Origin of the sequence: Paenibacillus sp. FSL H7-0703, assembly GCF_038003485.1 — a bacterium.
Classification (GTDB): domain Bacteria; phylum Bacillota; class Bacilli; order Paenibacillales; family Paenibacillaceae; genus Paenibacillus; species Paenibacillus polymyxa_B.
In genome coordinates, this window is the sequence record NZ_JBBOPF010000001.1 from 431873 (window position 1) to 453782 (window position 21910).

Annotated in this window: 5 protein-coding genes (1 of these 5 only partly in view); all 5 read right to left on the reverse strand. The window is 48.6% G+C overall.

From position 1 onward, the window contains the following. Window positions 1-15371, reverse strand: partial view of a non-ribosomal peptide synthase/polyketide synthase gene (locus tag MHB46_RS01725; RefSeq protein WP_341161394.1) — the beginning only. Its footprint begins 26950 nt before the window's first position; only the first 15371 of its 42321 coding nucleotides appear in the window; its start codon is at window positions 15369-15371; its stop codon lies off the left edge, out of view. Between the two features lie 2015 nt (window positions 15372-17386). After that, window positions 17387-17566 carry a hypothetical protein gene (locus MHB46_RS01730; RefSeq protein WP_341161395.1) on the reverse strand — a complete coding sequence of 60 codons (180 nt, stop codon included), beginning with the start codon at window positions 17564-17566 and terminating at the stop codon, window positions 17387-17389. Window positions 17567-17864: 298 nt separating this feature from the next. After that, window positions 17865-18173 carry a hypothetical protein gene (locus MHB46_RS01735; protein WP_025723019.1) on the reverse strand — a complete coding sequence of 103 codons (309 nt, stop codon included), beginning with the start codon at window positions 18171-18173 and terminating at the stop codon, window positions 17865-17867. 120 nt (window positions 18174-18293) lie between these two features. After that, window positions 18294-20144, reverse strand: a complete 1851-nt coding sequence (locus tag MHB46_RS01740; RefSeq protein ID WP_341161396.1) for an ABC transporter ATP-binding protein — start codon at window positions 20142-20144, stop codon at window positions 18294-18296. Next, window positions 20137-21900 (reverse strand): ABC transporter ATP-binding protein, encoded by a 1764-nt coding sequence (locus MHB46_RS01745; protein ID WP_165179824.1) that lies wholly within the window; start codon window positions 21898-21900, stop codon window positions 20137-20139. Before MHB46_RS01745 ends, MHB46_RS01740 begins: the two co-directional genes overlap by 8 nt. Window positions 21901-21910 lie beyond the last annotated feature (10 nt).

The window sequence follows — 21910 nt, forward strand, 5'->3', positions numbered from 1 at the left end:
TAGGCTGCCGCCGTATCTCCCCAAACCTGAACGATCTGTGCCTGTTCTTGCGGGGTTACCAATTCCAGCTCATTCACTCGGATATTCGGATTGTCCACAATTTGTCCGATGACATGGTCGATATGGCCCTGGATACGCTGCATGGCAGACCGGCTATACACGAGAGCATTGTATTCAAGCAGGATAGAGATATCCTCATCAGGCACGACAATCAGGTTGAAATCGTAGTTGGTTTGCTCGGCAAGTGCCACATTGGCAATCGAGAAGCCTGTTTGTGCCTTTGTCTCGCCGGAACCGCCCATCTGCTTCATCTGTTGCCCGATCGGGTAGTTTTCAAAGACCATAATGTGATGAATCAGGTCTTGTTTTTGTTCAGTCAGTGCCTGGATATCGTATAGCGGGAACGTATCATAGACACTGGAGGCCAAAGACTGTTCCTGGGTGCGCTGCAATATTTCAGCAAATGTAGCATTCCATTCACTTTGAATCCGCACCGGTATAGTATTGATAAACAGTCCGATCATGTTCTCCACGCCTGGAAGGTCTGCCGGACGACCGGATACCACACCACCAAACACAACATCCTGATGATTATTGTATTGCTGTAAAATAACGCCCCACACGCTTTGCAGCAATGTGTTAATCGTGACATGTTGTTGCTTGGCCATTTGGTTTAATGCCGCAGTCCGTTCTTTACCCAACCTAAAGGGTAGCTTTTCCAAAACATAGCCGGCATTTGAACTTTCACCACTTCTGTCCGGTTCTTCATCCCGTGCGACGACAGAAGCTTGTGCGTTCTCCCCAGGCAACAAGGTTTGCTGCTCAAAACCTGCCAAATAGTCACTCCAATAACGGGTCGCTTCCTGTGCATCCTGATGTTCCAACCATTCGATATAGTCACTATACGGCTTGACAGGTGCGAGCTCTGGCTGCTTGTGCTCCAGCAAGGCAACATATGCCCCAAACACTTCGTCCGTCATCAGGGACAGGCACCATCCGTCCATCACAATATGATGGAAGCTCCATACAAAACGGTATGAGCTTTCACCCGTGCGGAAGACGGCTACGCGCATAAGCGCATCCTTGCTTAGATCAAAGCCTCGAGCTTTATCCTGGGTCACAAATTCAGCTACAGCGTGTTCGCGCCCTCTGACATCCTCATAAAAGAAGCTCAAATTTTTATGACGATAGACAATCTGCAACGGTTGACCATACCAGCCACTGTAGAAATTCGTCCGTAATATAGCATGCCGGCTAACCAGCAGCTTCAGACTTTCCTCGAATAGGGACGTTTCAAAGTACCCCTCCAGATCAAAGGTTGCCTGTTCAAAATACACGCCTGTTTCTGCATTCATCAAACTATGGAACAGCATACCCTTTTGCATAGGGGTCAACGGGTACACATTTTCCAATTCCCCAACCGTCTTGGTCTGCTCCTTAATCGTATCTAATTGCTCCAGGGTCAGACCTTTTAGCAATACATCACTTGGAGTCAATTCGGTCCGCTCCCGTGTGACACAATGCTCGATCATTTCAAGCAGGTTGGATTTTAATAGATTAGCCAGCATGTGGACGGTGTCCTTACGGAAGGCTTTGCCGTTATACCGAATGTCCAGTTCCAGGATGCCGTTCGTTACGATCCCGCTCACATCGAGAGCATATTTCATCTTCGTCCGGTCACTAACGACTGATCCAATTGAGTAAGGAGACCTACGCATATCGCTGTTTGGCAAGTCCTGATCCAGCTGTCCGAGATAATTGAAGCTCACTTGCGGCTCGGCAAAAGCTTGCTGTTGACCAGGGTTCAGTGTATCTGCTTGCTGACTGGCGACTTGGCCGGATTCACTCAAATATCTCCAGATTCCGTAGCCCAGTCCTTTATTCGGAATATGGCGCAGACTCTCTTTGACCTGTTTGATGCGTTCTGACCAAGCGGGATCACGACCGATGTCCAGCAATACCGGATATGGACTCGTAAACCAGCCTACCGTACGAGAAATGTTCGTATCCGGCAAAATGTTCTCACGCCCGTGTCCCTCTAAATGAATCAGACTGCGTTCATGACCCGTCCACGTGTACAGCATCATGCCCAATGCCGTCAGAAGCAGATCATTCACTTCCGTGTTATATGCGCGGTGTGCTTGCTTCAATAATTTTGATGTCTCTTCCTCCGTAAGCTGGACGACCACTGTATCCGTGTCAGCCAAGGTAAAGGGCTCAGCCTGCGCTTGATCCTCAGGCAAACGTACTTGGTCAGCCCAAGCGGCTGCGTTCCATTGCTCCCAGTAGGCGTGTTCACTTTCCATAGCTGTGCTATTCGCATAGGTGGAAAGTTTTTGTGACCAGGAACGGAAGGAATCCGTTTTGTCCGGCAGCTGAAGCACTTCCTGATGAACGACCTGTTCATAGGCAGTGGCCAAATCCTCAAACAAAATACGCCAGGATACCCCGTCCACCACCAAATGGTGAATCACCATCAGCAGATGATCCCCATCGGCACAGCGGAACAAACCAGCCTTTAACAGCGGTCCTTCATGCAGTTGGATACTGCTTTGAATTTCAGTGGATTTTGCCTCCATTGCTGCGCTGAGCATGGCTTCATCCGTCAAATCCCTAAAGTCCAGCACGTCCAGATGATACAGCTCGCCTTCCTGTATTCCGCGGTTCCATGCTTTATAGCCTTGCTCAGTCTTGCTGAACACCATCCGCAGTGCATCATGGTGCTCTGCTAGTTTGCCAAGCGCCTGACGCAAAGCAGCTTCGTCAAACCCCTGCTCCCGGTGCAGCATAACGGCCTGATTAAAGTGATGCGCATCCACTTGCGCCTGCGCAAAGAACCCATGCTGGATCGGAAGCAACGCCGTTTCTCCGCTCACTTCTCCCTGATCTGCCATACGACTGACCTCGTGCATATGCGGTGCCAGGGTTGCGACGAGGGGATAGCGGAACAAATCCTTCATGTCCAGCTTGTAGCCTGCCTGGAACGCACGGGATACGATTTGAATCGCCTTGATCGAATCGCCGCCCAGGTCAAAGAAATTGTCTAAAATACCGACGGTTGGCACGCCTAGGACGGATTGCCAGACCGTTACGAGTGCCCGTTCCGGTGCAGTGCGCGGCTCTACATAATCCGCTCCGCTTTGCAGGCTACCTTCCGGTGCTGGCAGGGACTTGCGGTCGGTTTTACCGTTCGGTGTCAGCGGCATCTGCTCCAACTGAATGAAATACGACGGCATCATATAGCTTGGCAGCTCCCGCCCCAGCTCATGTCTCAGCTCACCCGCTCCAAGCTCTTGACTCGCCACGTAGTACGCCACGAGCTGTGTTTGGCCCGTTTCGTCCGTGCGTGCCATGATGACCGCTTCTTGTACCGACTCCACCTGCAGCAGCTGCGATTCGATCTCGCCCAGTTCGATCCGGTAGCCCCGGATTTTGACCTGATGGTCCATCCGACCCAAATATTCAATGTTGCCGTCCGGCATCCATCTGGCCAAATCGCCTGTACGATACATCCGCTCATGGTCTGACTTGTCATCAGCAAACGGATGATTCACAAATTTCTCGGCCGTCAGTTCTTCACGTTTCCAATACCCACGGGCCAATCCTTCCCCTGCAATACATAACTCACCCGGTACGCCGACGGGCTGCAATTCTCCATTCGCATTCATGATATAGATTTGGGTATTCGCGATGGGGCGTCCAATGTTAATGTGCTCCGCATGGGTCAGTTCCTGCACGGTCGACCACACCGTCGTTTCTGTAGGTCCGTACATGTTATAAATGCGAGGACCGTTTATTTCTTGCAGTGCTACGAGCAACTTGGACGGAAGGGCCTCACCCCCGACCATAATGGCCTTCACGCTTTGCAGTGTGCGGGAACCTGCTTCATGACCTAGCAGCATTTGTAACCGGGATGGGGTCATTTGCAACATCTCAATCGAATGTTGAGTAATCAATTCACCCAGCGCCTGCGGATTCACCTGATGCTGGCGGTCACCAAGCACCACCGTCATTCCACCCAACAGGGGCAAGATGGTTTCCAAGACGAAAATATCGAATGAAATAGTCGTCAGTGACAAAATGGTTTGGCTCGCTTCAAAGTCAATGACTTCGCGCATTCCGGTAATAAAGTTGAGGACCGAGCGATGCTGGAGCATAACTCCTTTCGGATTTCCAGTCGAACCCGACGTATAGATGACATAAGCCAAATGCTCTGGCCGGGCAATCGTCTCCAGGTTACCGCTTTCTCCCTGATACAAGGCTGCATCCTCAAGAAATATGGCATTGGCGTTGCAATGATGCTCTTCCAACAGATCACGACTGGTCAGAAGCACTGTGGCCTCGCTATCTTCCAGCATGTATGCAATACGAGAGGACGGAAATTCGGGATCAATCGGCACATAAGCACCACCTGCTTTGAGAACAGCCAGGAGACCTACGATCATTTCCACTGAACGCTGTACCATCAGTCCGACCCGTTTGTCAGGTCCTACTCCTTGTGCTTGAAGCATTCGGGCCAATGAATTTGCCCGTTCATTCAGTTCCCGATAAGTCAGACTCTGATGTCCAAACACCAATGCCACCTGATCTGGCGTATATTCTACCTGCTCCTCGAACAGCTGATGGATCGTCTGATGAGACGGAAAAGCACAAGCGGTGTCATTAAATGCCGCTGTAATCTGTTGTTTTTCCGCTGCTGTGAGTAGTTCCAGCTCTTCAACACGAACATGCGGATTGAGCGAAATTTGCCCCAGCAGGCGTGCAAAATGCCCATACAGACGCTCAATACCTGCTTGATCAAAGCTGAGCGTGTTATACATAAAACGAATCTTGATGCCTTCACCTGGCATAACGACGACGTTCAGATCATAGTTGGTTGCCTCTGTAGACACCACGTTCGAAATCGTAAATTTATCCTGTCCATCACTGCCCAACTGCTCTACCTGCTGCTCCACCGGATAATTTTCAAATATCATAATATGATTGATTAAATCCTGCTTCTGCTCGGTCAGTGCTTGAATTTCATACAGCGGGAACGCATCGTAGGCATTGGAAGCCAGCGCCTGCTGCTGTGTTCGTTTCATCAGCTCGACAAAGGTTTCACCTTGTTCAGACTGCACGCGCACTGGAATCGTGTTAATGAATAGCCCAATCATGTGCTCCACACCTGGAATATCCCCTGGGCGACCGGACACAACGCTGCCGAACACAACATCCGAACTATTATTATATTTTTGCAACAAGACGCCCCATACCGTCTGAATCAGCGTATTGATCGTCACCTGATTTTGCTTCGCCACTTGTTCGATCTGGGCAACCAGCTCCGGCTGGAATTCGCAATCCAGGTCTTCAGCAACATATTCCCCGGTGTGCATCGATTTAGGCTGTATTTTTTGCTGCGGGAGCGTAATTTGCTGCTCATAATCTTCCAGATATCTGCTCCAGTACTGCAGGGCCGCCTCACGGTCCTGACGTTCCAGCCATTCAATAAATCGACTGAACGGCGTAACAGGCTCCAGTACGGGCTTATGACCCGCGCGCAGTGCCAGATAGCTGCCGAATACCTCCTGTGTCATAAAGGACAAGCACCAGCCATCCATCAAAATATGATGGAAGCTCCAGATAAAGTGATATGTTTCATCCCCGGTTTGCAGGATCGAAATACGAATGAGTGCATCTTCTGCGAGATTGAATCCTTTCGCTTTATCGGCAAGGGTAAAAGCCTCAACACGCGCTACTCGTTCTTCTTTTTCCAGTCCGCGCAGGTCTTCATAGTACAACTCTCCGCTGCGATTGCGGAAAACGACCTGCACAGGCTCATCCTTCCATGAACTGATAAAGTTCGTCCGTAACGCCTCATGACGTTGTACGAGCAGATCAAAGCTCTTACCGAAAGTAACCACATCAAACCGTCCATTCAATTCAAAGGTGGCCTGCTCAAAATAAGCTGCCGAACTCTCATCCATTAGACTGAAGAAGAGCATACCCTTTTGCATCGGCGTCAAAGCATACACATTTTCTAGTTCACCCATATCTTGTGTATCTTTCACCAATTGCTCCAGCTCGTCCAGCGTTACATGTTTTAACAAGACATCACTTGGGGTCAACACCGTTCTATCTTGGGCTACACAATGATGAATGACTTCACGCAAGCCGGATGCTAGCAGCTCTCCCAGCCGTGCAATCGTGTCATGACGGAACTGCGTTGTGCCGTAGCGAATAGTGAACATCAGCTCCCCATCCTCGATTAATCCATTGATATCTAGTGCAAAATCCATAGCCGCGTTCGTGCTAACTGGTACACCGATGGAATAGGAGGAAGGCTGTAGATCATTGCCTTTATAGTCCTGATCGAATTGGCCCAGATAGTTAAAACTGATCTCAGGCTGCGCCTGTAACTGTACGCCTGCTTTTTCCAGCACATTCATATCTGACAGGTATCGCAAAATACCATAACCGATGCCTTTTTGCGGAATATGACGCAGCCCTTCCTTAATCCGTTTGATCAGACGAGCGGTATTTCCCCCTTGTCCCAGACTTCCATCCAGTACAACCGGGAACTGGCTCGTAAACCAACCGACCGTCCGCGTAATATCTACGTCGGGTACAATAGCTTCCCGTCCATGGCCCTCCAGGTTGACCAGCACCCGTTCGGAACCAGACCATTCATACACGGCTTTTCCGAGCGCAGCCAGCAGCAGGTCATTCATTTCCGTGTTGTACGCGCGATGAGCTTGTTTGAGCAACTGCTCGGTTTCCTGCTTCGTCCAGCTGACTGTCACTACCTCGCTGTCTCCAAGCCGTGCATTGTCATTTGCAAAATCCTTCGGCAGAGGCTTCGCGAGGCTGGCTTCCGCCTGTTCGATATGCTGCCAGTAGGCTAGCTCCCGCTCCATCGTCGCACGATTCGCGTAGGCTGACAGCTGTTTGGCCCATACCTGGAAAGAATCTGTTTTATGCGGCAGTCGAATAGTTGTGCCTGTTTTACCTGCAACAGCCTGCTCATAACCGGATGCCAAATCCTCCAGCAAAATACGCCACGATACACCGTCCACAACCAAATGATGAATGACGATTAGCAAATGATCGCCCTCAGCGCAATGGAACAAACCAAGCTTCACAAGCGGACCCTCGCTCAAATGAATGCTCGCTTGAATTTCGCTCGCCTTAGCTTCTACAGCGGTGAATTCGTCTTCCACTCCGCTAAAATCTATAATGTCCAGCGTGTATAGCTCGCCTTCCTCCACACTGCGGTTCCAAGCGACATAACCCTGCTCCGTCTCACGGAATACAGTGCGCAATGCGTCATGATGCTGGACAATACGTTCCACCGTACGGCGCAACGCTTCTATGTCAAAGCGCCCAGCTCGATACAGCATCATCGCCTGGTTGCTGTGGTGCAGGTCAGCCGGCCGCTGCTCGAAGAACCACCGCTGAATGGGTGTCAGTTCCACCTGGCCTACGACTTCTTCCTGACTGGCCATCTTGCCATCTGTACGAAGTAAAGGACTGAGTGACGCTACCGTCGGATTGCTGAAGAGGTCTTTCATGTCCAGTCGATAACCTGCTTGCAGCAATCGGGAGGATACTTGCAGCGCTTTGATCGAATCGCCACCCAGTTCAAAGAAGTTATCCTGCGTGCCTACCGTTTCGACACCCAGCACCCCGGCCCACACTGAAGCTAAAACCTGTTCTACCGTGGTACGCGGTGCCACATAAGCTGCACCCGTATGGATGCTTCCTTCCGGTTCCGGTAAGGCCTTGCGGTCGATTTTGCCGTTGCTCGTCAGTGGGATCGTCTCCAGTCGCATCAAGCGTGCAGGTACCATATGTGCTGGCAGTGCTGCTTCCAGCTCGGCCTGTACCTCCTCGATCCGCAGCTCGGCTTCTCCTGTGATGTATCCGCACAAATACTTGTGTCCACGCTCATCCGTCCGGTCGATGACTACCGCTTGACGCACACCCGGCACCCGCTGGATCGCCGTTTCAATCTCGCCCAGCTCGATCCGGTAGCCCCGGATTTTCACTTGATAATCCATCCGGCCGATAAAGTCCACATTGCCGTCCGGCATCCACCGCGCCAAGTCACCTGTGCGGTACAATCGTTCACTCGGTACGTACGGATTGGCCACGAACTTCTCGGCCGTCAGGTCCGCACGGTTCAGGTATCCCCGTGCCACCCCGGCACCGCCAATGCACAGCTCGCCCAGCACGCCGATCGGCACCGGATTCAACTGGCTGTCCAAGATGTAAAACCGTGCGTTCAGCCACGCCTGACCAATCGGTACATTGCCGCTACTTGGCAGCTTCGACAGTTCTTCGTCGTAGAAGCTGGAGTCGATCGCCGCTTCCGTGACGCCGTAGCTGTTCATAATACGAACATCCGCGCCAAACCGTTCTTGCAGCACCCGATAATCCGTCACGCTGCAGCTGTCCGAGCTGGTGATCAGCAGTTCCAGACTGCTCATGTCCAGTCCCTGTTCATGTACATGCTGCATGAACGGTACAATCAGGGCCGGGGTCGATTCGAACACCGTAATCTGGTAGTCGTGAATCCAGCCGTACAGACGGCTTGGGTCAATCCGGTCGTCTTTCGGGCAGATGACCATCGTGCCACCGTTATAGAGCGTCCGCGCGATATCACCGACAAACACGTCGAAGGAGAAACTTGCCAGTTGCAGCAATCGTACCGGGAACTGGTTCAAACGGTAATCCCGGCGGTATGCCGCGGCTGTGTTTACCAAACTGTGATGCTCGATCATGACCCCTTTCGGGCGTCCCGTTGTACCGGACGTGTAGATCACATACGCCAGATCCTGCGGCTCATTGATAGGTTCTACATCCGTGGCATCCCCGGTGTACAACGACTCATCGTCCAGCGCCAGTACGGTGTGCAGACGCAAGTTCGCTGCGGATTCGGATGCTGCTTCGCTATTAGATGACGAATCTGATTTCAAGCTTAATCCCTCATTAAGGCTGTCTCTTTCCATCGTTTCAATGCTAACCGCCGTTTCCAGCTCGCCCTCAGACTGCCCTCCGGCCAAAGCCTGTCGGCTTTCCTCCAGCCATGCCTGCGCGCGCTCCTGCAAGCCAGTTTGCGTCAGTAGCACTGTCGCACCGCTGTCCTCCAGCATAAAGCGGATACGTTCGGACGGATAATCCGCATCTAACGGTACATATGCCCCGCCGGCTTTCCATACTGCCAATACGCCGACCAGCATGTCCACCGAGCGCTCGCTCAAAATACCAACAATGGATTCGCGCCCAATGCCTTCATTCCGCAATCTACGAGCAAGTTGGTTCCCACGCTCGTTCAGCTCACGGTATGTAAGCTGCCGCTCCTCGTATACAACTGCCACGTGATCCGGCGCAAGCTGCGCTTGTTCTTCCACATAGGCGTGGAACAACCCTTCTGATTGCTTTTCATCACTCCATGCAGATACACCAACGGAACCAAAGCCGTCGATGATTTTCGCTTTTTCCGAAGCAGTCACCAACTCAAGCTCATCTACCAGCGCATCTGGTCTGTTAATCGCTTCTTCAATCATATGCAGCAAATGCCCGCGGATTTGCTCTATAGCTGTACGTTCCAATACTCGCGCGTTGTACTCTAAATGGACATGAATTTCATCACCCGGCACAACCGTAATGTTGAAATCATAGTTCGTTTGCTCCGATACGGAAACATTTGTAATTGTAAAACCATTCTCACCACGGCTACCCATTTGCTCCATACGCTGTTCCACTGGGTAGTTTTCAAACACCATAATATGGTTCACCAGGTCCTGTTTTTGCTCTGTCAGGGCCTGAATTTCATACAACGGATAGGTTTCATAAGCACGGGAAGCCAGTGCCTGCTCCTGTATCTGCTTCATTAACGCAGCAAACGTCATATCTTTCTCACTGTGAATCCGTACAGGAACCGTATTAATGAACAAACCAATCATTTTGTCTATGCCCGGAATATCCGCTGATCTGCCGGATACGACACTGCCAAATACAACATCCCGACTGTTGTTATACCGTTGCAGCACAACGCCCCATGCTGCTTGCAGAAGGGTGTTGACCGTCACTTGCTTTTGCTTAACCAGCTTGTTCATCCGTTCCGTCACTTCGCGGCCCAGTGTAAACGAAAGTTTGTCCGCTTCATATTCTTTAGCGTGACCGTCCAGCTGTTTTGCCTGCGGCAATACCGTCTGCTGCTCGAAACCAGCAAAGTAATCACTCCAGAACCGTTCAGCCTCCGCGTTGTCCTGTCGCTCCAGCCATTCAATATATTCGCTGTATGGCGTTATCGGGACAAGCTCCGGCTTGCGGTCTTCGAGGATGGCAAAGTACGTATTAAATGCTTCCCCCACAACCAGGAACAAGCACCAGCCGTCCATCAAAATATGGTGGAAGCTCCATACAAAACGGTACGACTCCTCGCCTGTACGCAAAACAGACACCCGCATCAGCTCGCCTGAGCTGAAATTAAAACCTTCGACTTTGTCACGCTCAGCAAAATCAGCAATGTATGCGTCCTGCTCTCCTTGTCCGATTGAACGCACATCTTCAAAACAGAACCCGGCATGTTTGTGGCGGTACACCACCTGTAAAGGCTGCTCATTCCAGCCGCTATAAAAATTCGTTCTGAATATTTGATGGCGATCCACCAGTTGATTTAAGCTTTCGGCAAAAGCCTCCACTTGAAAGCTACCTTGCAGATCAAATGTCGCCTGCTCAAAGTACGCCCCGGATTTCGGCTCCATTAAACCGTGGAACAGGATGCCTTTTTGCATGGGTGTGAGCGAATAAATATTTTCTAGTTCTCCCGCAGTAGCCGTCTGCTCTACAATATGATCCAGCTCTCCAGCCGTCAGTCCTTGGAAGGACAAGTCGCTTGGCGTCAGCTCTGGCAACTCTTTTTCCACACAGTGAGCCAATACCTCACGCAAGCTCTCCTGAAGCAGATCAGCCAGCTTTTTGATTGACTTTTTCATGAATGTTTTGTTGCTGTAGCTGATCGTCAGTTCCAGTGCACCGTCCGTGATCATGCCGTTGATATCCAGAGCATACCGCTTGGTTAACGTGTCACTAATGGAAGCTCCGATGGAATAAGGAGACATGCGAAAGGCATTATTCTTTAAATCCTGATCGAATTGTCCGAGATAGTTAAAGCTGATTTCCGGCTCGGCGACAAAAGCGGCTTCCCCTTCCCCGTCAGCAAGATATCTCAAAATCCCGTATCCAATTCCTTTATGCGGCAAACGGCGCAGTCCTTCTTTGACGTTCTTGACACGCCGTCCCACATTCTGTTCCTCGCCCATATCGAGTACAACCGGGAATTGGCTGGTAAACCAACCGACCGTACGCGTAATATCCACATCCGGCAAAATGGCTTCCCGTCCGTGACCCTCCAGATTTACAAGCACCTGACGGATGCCTGCCCACTCCTGAATTGCGGTGCCCAGAGCTGTCAGCAACAGGTCGTTCGCTTCCGTATTGTAGGCCCGGTGTGCCTGCTTCAAAAATTGTTCTGTTTCTTCGACAGTCCATACCACGGTCAGTGTGCGGTCATCTCGTAGCTGAGGCTTGACCTCGGATTTGCAAGTGTAATCCTTGGGCAAAGCTGCTTGTGTAGCTGCCGCTTGCTCCAGCTGTTGCCAGTACGCACGCTCCTTCTCCAAAGCCGAACTGTTCGCATATGTCGACAGCTGATCAGCCCACAGACGGAAGGAATCCGTCTTATTGGGCAAACGGACAGACTCGCCCCGTAAAGATTGCTCATAGCCGGTTGCCAAATCTTCCAGCAAAATACGCCAAGACACGCCGTCGACCACCAAATGGTGGATCGCTACCAACAAATGGTCTCCATCGATGCAACGGAACAGACCCAGATTTACCAGCGGTCCTTCGGACAGGTTTATGTTGTTTTGAATTTCAGTTGCTTTCGCCTCAATCGTCGAGCTCAGAATGGCTTCATCCGTCAAATCCCTAAAGTCCAGCACGTCCAGATGATACAGCTCGCCTTCCTGTATTCCGCGGTTCCACGCTTGATAGCCTTGCTCGGTCTTCCTGAACACCATCCGCAGTGCATCGTGGTGCTCCGTCAAATGCATAAGCGCCTGACGCAAAGCAGCTTCGTCAAAGCCCTGCTCCCGGTGCAGCATAACCGCCTGATTAAAGTGATGCGCATCCACTTGCTCTTGTTCAAAGAACCCGTGCTGGATCGGAAGCAACGCTGTTTCCCCGCTCACTTCTCCCTGATCTGCCATATGACTTGCCTCGTGCATGTGCGGTGCCAATGCTGCAACGTTTGGATACCGAAGCAGATCCTTCATGTCCAGCTTGTAGCCTGCCTGGAATGCACGAGATACGATTTGAATCGCCTTGATCGAATCGCCGCCCAGATCAAAGAAATTGTCCAACATTCCGACGGTTGGCACGCCCAGGACTGACTGCCAGACGGCTGCGAGTGCCCGTTCCGTTGCAGTGCGTGGCTCTACATAATCCGCTCCGCTTTGCAGGCTGCCTTCCGGTGCTGGCAAGGACTTACGATCAATTTTACCGTTCGGTGTCAGCGGCATCTGCTCCAATTGAATGAAATACGACGGCACCATATAGCTTGGTAGCTCCCGCCCCAGCTCACTTCTCAGTTCGCTGGCTCCGAGTTCTTGACTCGCCACATAGTACGCCACGAGTTGTTTTTGACCCGTTTCGTCCGTATGGGCCACGACGACCGCTTCTCGTACCGATTCCACCTGCAATAGCTGCGATTCAATCTCGCCCAGTTCGATCCGGTAGCCCCGGATTTTCACCTGGTGGTCCATCCGTCCCAAATATTCAATGTTGCCGTCCAGCGTCCATCTCGCCAAATCGCCTGTACGGTACATACGTTCATACCCGACTTTGCCTCCGGCAAACGGATTATCCACAAATTTCTCGGCCGTCAGTTCTTCGCGATTCCAATATCCACGGGCCAGTCCTTCCCCTGCAATACATAACTCGCCCGGCACACCGACTGGCTGCAATTCCCCACTCGTATTCATGATATAGATTTGGGTATTCGCGATAGGACGTCCGATATTAATGTCTTGAGCATGAGTCAGTTCCTGTACGGTCGACCAAACCGTCGTTTCTGTAGGTCCGTACATGTTATAAATGCGGGGGCCGTTTATTTCTCGCAGTGCTGCGAGCAGCTTGGACGGAAGGGCTTCACCCCCGACCATAATTTCCTTTACGTCTCGCAGCGCGCGGAAACCTGATTCATGATCCATCAGCATTTGCAGCCGCGATGGTGTCATTTGCAACATATCAATATGATGGTGAGCAATCAACTCACCAAGCGCCTGAGGGTTCACCTGATGCTGGCGGTCGCCAAGCACAACAGTCATTCCACTCAACAGGGGCAGGATGGTTTCCAATACGAAAATATCGAATGAAATGGTCGTCAGTGACAAAATCGTTTTGTTCGCTTCAAAGTCGATGATTTCACGCATCCCGGTAATAAAGTTGAGTACCGAGCGATGCTGGAGCATAACTCCTTTCGGATTTCCAGTCGAACCAGAGGTATAGATGACGTAAGCCAGATGCTCTGGGCGGGCAATCGCCTCCAGGTTACCGCTTTCTCCCTGATACAATGCTGCATCCTCAAGAAACATGGTATTGGCGATGTAATGATGTTCTTCTGCCAGATCACGACTGGTCAGAAGCACTTCGGCCTTGCTGTCTTCCAGCATGTATTCAATACGAGAGGACGGAAATTCGGGATCGATCGGCACATATGCACCACCTGCTTTTAAAACGGCCAGCAGACCTACGATCATTTCCAATGAGCGCTGCACCATCAGACCAACCAGTTTGTCAGGTCCTACTCCTTGTGCTTGAAGCATTCGGGCCAATGAATTCGCTCGTTCATTCAGCTCCCGATAGGTCAGACACTGATTTCCAAACATAACCGCTGTCTGATCCGGTGTACGTTCTGCCTGTTCCTCGAATAGCTCATGAATCCCCACATTGTGTGGATAGGGCACTGCTGTCGCATTAAATACATCCATAATTTGTGCCCGCTCTTCGTCACTCATCAGTGACAACTCCTGAATCCGCTTCTGTGGCCCTTTCACCATATGCTCTACCACACTCAGGAATTGGCGAATAATTCGGGCGATCTCCTGCTCGCTGAACAACTCGGTCCGATAATCCAGTTGCAATACAAGTTTATCGTCATCCAGCATGTCTATCATGGCAATATCGAAGTCACTCACCGTATCTCCGCAGAAATCGGTATGCACCTGCTGAACGGCTTCATCAAAACGGGAGAAGCTCAGTGTACGGTATTGAATGGTAACGCCAAACAGGCGGCGAATATCCGTGCCGCTTTGCTGTTCACGCAAATCCTGCATGATTTTGTTGTACGGATAACGCTGATGCCGCAAAATGGACGCCTGCTCCTTGCCAACACCTTGCAGGAAGGTGAGTAGCTCGGATTCCGGATCAACCCGCAGACGTGTAGCCACAGTGCTGACGAACATGCCCATTGTATTTTTTTCCTTCTTCAACGTACGGTTAGCATACAATGTACCCACGGTTAAATCCTGTTCCCCTGTCATTTTATGCAAATAAATATACAGAGCAGCCAGGAAAAATGTAAAAATACTGATGTTATTCGCCTCGCAAAAAGCCGTGACACCACGATATAATTCGTGCTCCAGTGTATAGTTCTCCCGGCGTGCAGCCGTACTCACCGTAAGTGGATTGTATGATTTTAAACCTGTAACCTCCGGCAAATCGGCAAATTTCTCCGTCCAGTACGTCTTGTCCTTTTGATAGCGCTCCGATTGCTCATAGCTTTGCTCCACCTGAATAAAATCGAGATATGAATTCGCTGGAGCCGACGCATCTGAACCTGTACCATGCACAATATTCATATAATGCCCCGTAATTTCATTAATGGCCTGCTCCATGGTTACGCCGTCCGAAATAATATGGTGCATTTTGAAACTAAACCAGGTGTCTTCTGCCCCCAACCGCAAAATAACAAACCGATACAGCTGCGAATCCAACAAGGGGAACGGCTGTGCGTTATGATGGCTGACCCATAGCTCAGCTTCCTCCGGGGTAACCTGAAGCGTTTCTATGCTTTGAGCAGCAAACGGCTCCACATATTGATAAGGGATGCCGTCCCGAGCCGTGATTTTGATACGAAAAGAATCGTTTTGTGCAATCACCCGGTTCATTGCCTGCTGCAATGCATCTATTCGAACTGTTCCCTTGATTTTAACAGTGGTAATAATCGTGGACGTGTTGCGATTGGGATACACAAGCTCCGTGTACCAAATACGTTGCTGTGGTTGGCTTAATGCAAACAATTGAACATTGTGCTGAGTCATACGTATCTCTCCTCGCGAAATAGATGTGGGTAAAAAGTAACTCCTCATAAATGACCGTCCTTGTCAAGGAACTGGTCATGCGTACCTTTTCACCGGCATTAAATTGCCAATGACAGTCGGCAAAAGCGACCACTCCTGATATACCATTGAGATATGGGTGTCTTCGAAGAGCTGAATCTGAATCGAAACAAGCACATCTCTCTTTTTCATCACTCACACTTTCGCAGTGCAAGCTTTTTTAGTTGGGCGGACATAGTGAAATAACTCTGACTCTGGATGTATGAATATGTGCATGGAGTGAGAACATTTTTGAATTATGCTGAGAGTACATCTTGGTGGTGGGTTGTAGAATGGTTGCCGCAGTGTTAACAACGTAGTGTATCATGCTGTGTGCTGTTTGAATCTTGGCTGGAGGGTATCGATGCTGCGAGATACATGAGCTGCTGCAGCGTGGTGAGGAGCGTAATTCTAGGATGAAAGGACAAAAAAATACTCACGACTGCGCTTACAACTTCCTGATTTTGTACATGGATGAAAAATGATGGTCATCGGACGAGCCAACGGGCTTCCCAGGCTGTTAAGGATATATTTCGCATACCTTAAAAATAATAGAGCAGTCTTTTGGAATACGGAAAATGTGAGACGGATTTACCAGATATGATGCTATGGACAGGGAATCTTGCAGTTTTGCCTATACAACTGCCATGCTGTTTCAATTACAATCAGTGCTCCCATACAGTTCTAAAAAAGAAAACAGCTTATGTACTTATGAAGCCATTTCGGGAAGCCGTGAGGGCATATTGTTCTGCTTGATATCCATGGAGCTTCTGTTGAACAACTTTCATGTTCTGTAAGCCATTCAGGTTTAAAGCCCCCATGTCGGGCGAAACAAAATAACTGGATCTTCTCAGTCAGATGGATCACGTTTTTAAAACCAAGACATGACCGAGTCGACATATAATATCCTCTTACTGTCCAAAATCTCACAATAAATCCTTATATCCCTTTTTTCCTCCCAATACTTTCTAGCTATTTTAAATATACAAACTTTAAAACCGATTAGCATGGGACATAAGTTCCAAATTGATGGATTTCATGAAATCAATAAATAACCCATATTATTCTATTATTTTCATATCTTAAAATGCAAGAATTTTACTTTTTTATTAAATTGAATACTGACCATGACCCGTTAACGTGATTCAAAACAAAATTTTTGATTTTATAAATTGATAAGATCAAAATGATGTAGGCTTGCAAGAAAGTCCAAAACCCTTGTGCCAAAACAAATTTTACGTTACATACCATTAACACAAATATAACAAATATTCCTGACATTATCCGACAAATTTCAACTTTTTCAGCAATATTCTTTAATTACCTATATCATGGAATTTATTTGCATTAAACTGGAATGATTCAAAATTAATAACTCTTCACTTTTTAAATAGATAGTGACTTTTAATAGATCTTTTGAACTAATTTACATGCGGAATTTTCTTTAATTTTTCTCCTGAAATTTTAGTTCAGCTTAAATTTCCTCTAATTTAAGCTATAAATTTTATTTTTTAATTAATAGAAACGTTTTTATTCCCCTTTAAAAATATAAATTTTTAGAAAACTCAAAACTTTGGAACTATTTTTTTTCGCAAAATTTAATGAACGGAAAATACAAAATAGCAAGTCTCCATGTTGCAAGAGACTTGCTATTTTAAAGTTTTGGCGACTTGACCCTTAAGAATGAAGTGAATACTCCCACAGCGAACGTACCGGAAACATTTGTTGTGGAATGTATACTGTGTACGAATCGAATCGTTTTTGTTGCCGAGCGCATCACAACCGAGTGAGCTTCTGCCCTGTGACCAGACAGGAAACGAATCTTTTGAAACCACTCACCAGTTATCCAGTCAAGCCCTCGTACATCACGTCTTTTAAATGACAAGGGCTTGCCGCAGCTGTTCACATTAACCGATTCAAAATGGTGTGCGTCAGGCAGGGAAATGATTCGAAATGCTTCACCCGTTGGGAAGCTCCAGTTTTTTACGCAAAACAATCTCATCACTGTCTTCCTTGCTAAACATCCCATACAAACGAGCGCTGACAGCCCATCCTGACAATCCAAACTGTTCCGAACTGGAGATCTCCATTAATGCGCCATCCAAAGCAATAATTAAATCGCTGCTTTTTACCATCAATGGTTGTTCGCCTAATTTACCAGCTTGCACTGCCTCCGTAATGGGAAACAGCGAAACATCTCTAACCTAGCATGTTCCCCTTTTAGTTGATCCAGCTGTTAAGTCTCTTAGCATCAAGCCAATGGAATATGTATTTTATGGTATGGATTATTCTTCCCAGTATATTGACATAATTAACAAAAATGCTGACATCTATGTAACTCGATGTCAGCAGGCAGAAATCAGCACTGTCAATTTGCTGTAAAGATATACTACGAAGTCAACTACCTTCAGCAGAATAAGAATAGTGAATAGTTCTTCACCCATCCACCACATCTGCTTGCAAATCTGTTGCAATTTCAATCATCTTAGGCACGACAGCCTCATCGGAAATAGCCACATACACATCACCCATGTAATGACGAAAAGGTATTTCTACATCAGCATACTTCCACATGAAAAAATCTCCCTCGATCGACATGGTGCTCTCAGCACCTTGTATGATTAGCACTCGTGAATACGAAAAGTCTGGCTGGGATGCAAAGTAATCTTTGCACTCCTCCAGGGAAATGGATTGCTCCACAGGACTTTCCTGCATGGAACGGGTGATTCGAAAACGCTGGTTCATTGATCTGCCTCCACAATTATGATTAAAAAATTCTGGCTTTCATACCTTATAATGTCCATATGCTGATGTCAATGTCTTTGGAATTATATGGATATTTATTGTGCTTTCAAGCAGTTACTTTTAAGATGCATGTTCAAACTGACTATTGTATAGATCGGCATAGAAGCCGCCTTTAGCCAACAATTCCTCATGGTTACCCATTTCGATAATGTCACCGTCCTTCATGACCAGAATCAGATCCGCATTCTTGATCGTCGAAAGTCGGTGAGCAATCACAAAGGAGGTTTTCCCCACAGTCAGCTGGTCCATCGCTTGTTGAATCAGCAATTCCGTACGCGTATCGACCGAGCTTGTGGCCTCATCCAGAATGAGCATGGGTGAATCTTCAATCATCGCTCTTGCAATGGTAATCAATTGCTTTTGACCGGCAGAGAGATTGGCTTTGTCATCCAGCACTGTATCATAGCCCTGCGGCAGTGTTTTAATGAAGCTGTGCAGACCCACCGCTCTACATGCAGCTTCCACCTGCTCATCGGTAACATGATCTTTGGAAAAGACGATATTGTCACGAATCGTTCCTTCGAACAGCCAGGTATCCTGAAGCACCATACAGAATAATTCATGAATATTCTCGCGCGTTAATTGGCTAATCGGGGTGCCGTCAATGTAGATTTCTCCATCGTTCAGCTCATAAAACCGCATGAGCAAATTCACGAGCGTGGTCTTACCTGCGCCTGTCGGACCGACAATGGCAATTTTCTGACCAGCTTCAGCTTTCATGGAGAAGTCCTTGATGATCATACGATCTGCATTATAGCCGAAACGGACATGTTTGAATTCGACATCCCCTTTGGCAGTTTCCAGCTTTATGGTCTTGTGACGCTCATCTGCCAATTCTTCTTCACCCAGAAATTCGAATACACGTTCACTGGCGGCAGCCGCTGACTGCAGATTGGTTGCGGCCTGTGCCAGCTGCGACAAGGGCTGTGTAAACAGACGAATATACACCATGAAGGCGACAATAGTTCCAATAGTTATAGTCTGTTGGTTGACCAGCAAAGCTCCCACGACACAGACCGCGACATAACCAAAATTTCCAATGAACATCATGACTGGCATCATCAGACCAGACATGAATTGGGACTTCCATGCATTTGTATATAAGCGGCTGTTAATACCATGAAACACTTCCTTGGCTGCTTGTTCCCCGTTATATACCTTGACTACGTTATGACCAGCATAGGTTTCTTCGATATGACCGTTGATCTGGCCAAGCTCCGCTTGCTGTGCTACAAAGTATTTCTGTGAATGCTTCATAATCACGCTCATCAGGCAAAAGCCGATCAGCGTAGCTATAATTCCGGTAACGGTCATGATCCAGTTCGTATACAGCATCATAATCAAGGCGCCCACGAAGGTAGCCAGCGCACTGACAAGCGTGCCGAGACTGTTGTTTAACGTTTGTCCAATGGTATCGACATCGTTGGTTACACGGCTAAGCACATTACCGTAACTCGTAGAGTCAAAATACTTCAAAGGCATATGATCGATTTTTCGAGACAGCTCTGTCCGCATCTTCTTTGTAAGACGCTGTGAGACGGTTGCCGTAATGAAGCCCTGGAAATAGTTAAAAATAAGACCAAATCCATATAAAAGCGCCAATACAAGAACAATCTTCTGAACAGCACTTACATCAATCCCGGTTACGATTCCTTCCTGAATCAGGTTGGCAATATCACTGAGCTTATCGGGGCCAATCACGTTGAGGGTAGAGCCGACCAGGCCCAGTACCATAGCGAGTATAATCATAGGCACATAGGCCTTGCTGTAGGATACAAGCTGACTGATGGTCTTTTTAAAATTATTCGCTTTTTCACCAGTACCCTTGCCCCCCGCGGCTCCTTTACCCATGGGACCTCGCTGATTCATTTTCATTTGCTGGCTGTCGACGGTGTGTTCATTCTTATCCATGTATAAGTTCCTCCTTCGAAAGCTGCGAATATGCGATTTCCTGATAGGTGCTGCAGTTCGTCATCAGCTCTTCATGCGTGCCGCTCCCTACAATCTCTCCCTGGTCCAGCACGATAATCCGATCAGCGTCTTTGATAGTACCTATGCGCTGACCAACGATAAGTGTCGTAGCGTGGCCGGTTTCTTTTTTGAGAGCGGAGCGCAGAATCCGGTCTGTTCTGTAGTCTAATGCCGAGAAGGAATCATCGAAAATATAAATTTCCGGCTGACGGTAGATGGCACGCGCAATGGACAGCCGCTGCTTTTGACCACCGGACACGTTCGCTCCACCTTGCGAAATTCTACCCTGATATTGACCATCCATTTTTTCGACAAACTCCGTTCCTTGAGCAATACCAACGGCTTCTTTAACGAGTTTCTCCGAAGCTCCTGCTCTTCCGTTATCGCCATACGAAACGTTGGATACAACCGTACCGTTGAACAGTACAGCTCTCTGGGGGACATACCCGATTTTGTTATGGAGTGCCTGCTGATTATAGTTCCTGACATTCACACCATCCACGAGTACCTCTCCCTCGGTCACATCATAGAAACGGGGAATCAGATTGATCACGCTGGTTTTTCCGCTGCCTGTAGCGCCAATAAAGGCAACCGTCTCGCCTCGTTTCGCCGTAAAGCTAATGTTGCGAAGCACGGCCTCCTCCGCGTCTGGATATTTGAAGCTGACATTACGGAATTCCACTTGCCCCATAACGCTCTCTTCTCCAGTCGTCTCATGCCCGTTAACGATGCTGGATTCGGTATTCAAAACCTCCATGATCCGTTTGGCAGAGATCGAGGCGCGAGGCATCAGAATGAATATCATACTTACCATCATAAAGGCCATAACCACCTGCATTGCATAAGAGGAGAATACGACCATATTGGAAAACAACGTAATGCGGTCTGGTACGGCCGCCCCGTTAATCAGGTAAGCGCCGATACAATAGATAGAGACACTCAGACCTGACATAATAAAGGTCATACCTGGGCCAATCATCGTCATTAATCGGTTCGCGAACAGGTTTGTATTCGTCAACTCAACGTTAGCCTGCTCGAACTTCTCCTGCTGATACTGATCTGCATTATAAGCGCGTACTACCCGAAGTCCGATCAGATGCTCACGTGTTACCCTGTTCAGATTATCGGTGAGACGCTGGATTCTCTGAAAACTTGGAAGAGCGAAAACAACAATGACACTTAGCATTAAAATCAGAACAGCCACGGCCGCTCCTGTGGAGGCGGTCCACTGCCAGTTTTTATCCGCAATCTTCACAATAGCCCATACAGCCAGAATAGGTGCCTTGATGATCACCTGCAGCCCCAGCGCAACCACCGTTTGAATCTGCGTAACATCGTTCGTGGAGCGGGTAATGAGGCTTGCCGTCGAAAAGCTGTTCATCTCTTCCATTGAAAAGGATAAGGTCTTGTCAAAGACCATCGCACGCAGACGCATAGCCAGCCCAGCAGCCACCTTTGCCGCGAAATAGCCCACAATAATAGATGCAATCATACTGCCGACGGCACAAAACAACATGTAACTGCCGGGAATCAGCAGTTCGGACACAGGCGTTCCTTCCGTTTGCAGCTTGGTCGTAATTTCCGCCATATAATCAGGTAGCTTCAGATCAAGCCATACCTGCACAACGATGAAAGCTAGGCTGCAAAGCACGAGCATCCATTCATTTTTCTTGAGATATTTGAATATCTTTAGCATTCTGTTGCTC

Excerpts from the sequence above, each read along its gene's own strand:
- MHB46_RS01735 (WP_025723019.1), bottom strand. The coding sequence starts at position 18,173 with ATGAACCAGCGTTTTCGAATCACCCGTTCCATGCAGGAAAGTCCTGTG.
- MHB46_RS01745 (WP_165179824.1), bottom strand. The coding sequence starts at position 21,900 with ATGCTAAAGATATTCAAATATCTCAAGAAAAATGAATGGATGCTCGTG.
- MHB46_RS01740 (WP_341161396.1), bottom strand. The coding sequence starts at position 20,144 with ATGGATAAGAATGAACACACCGTCGACAGCCAGCAAATGAAAATGAAT.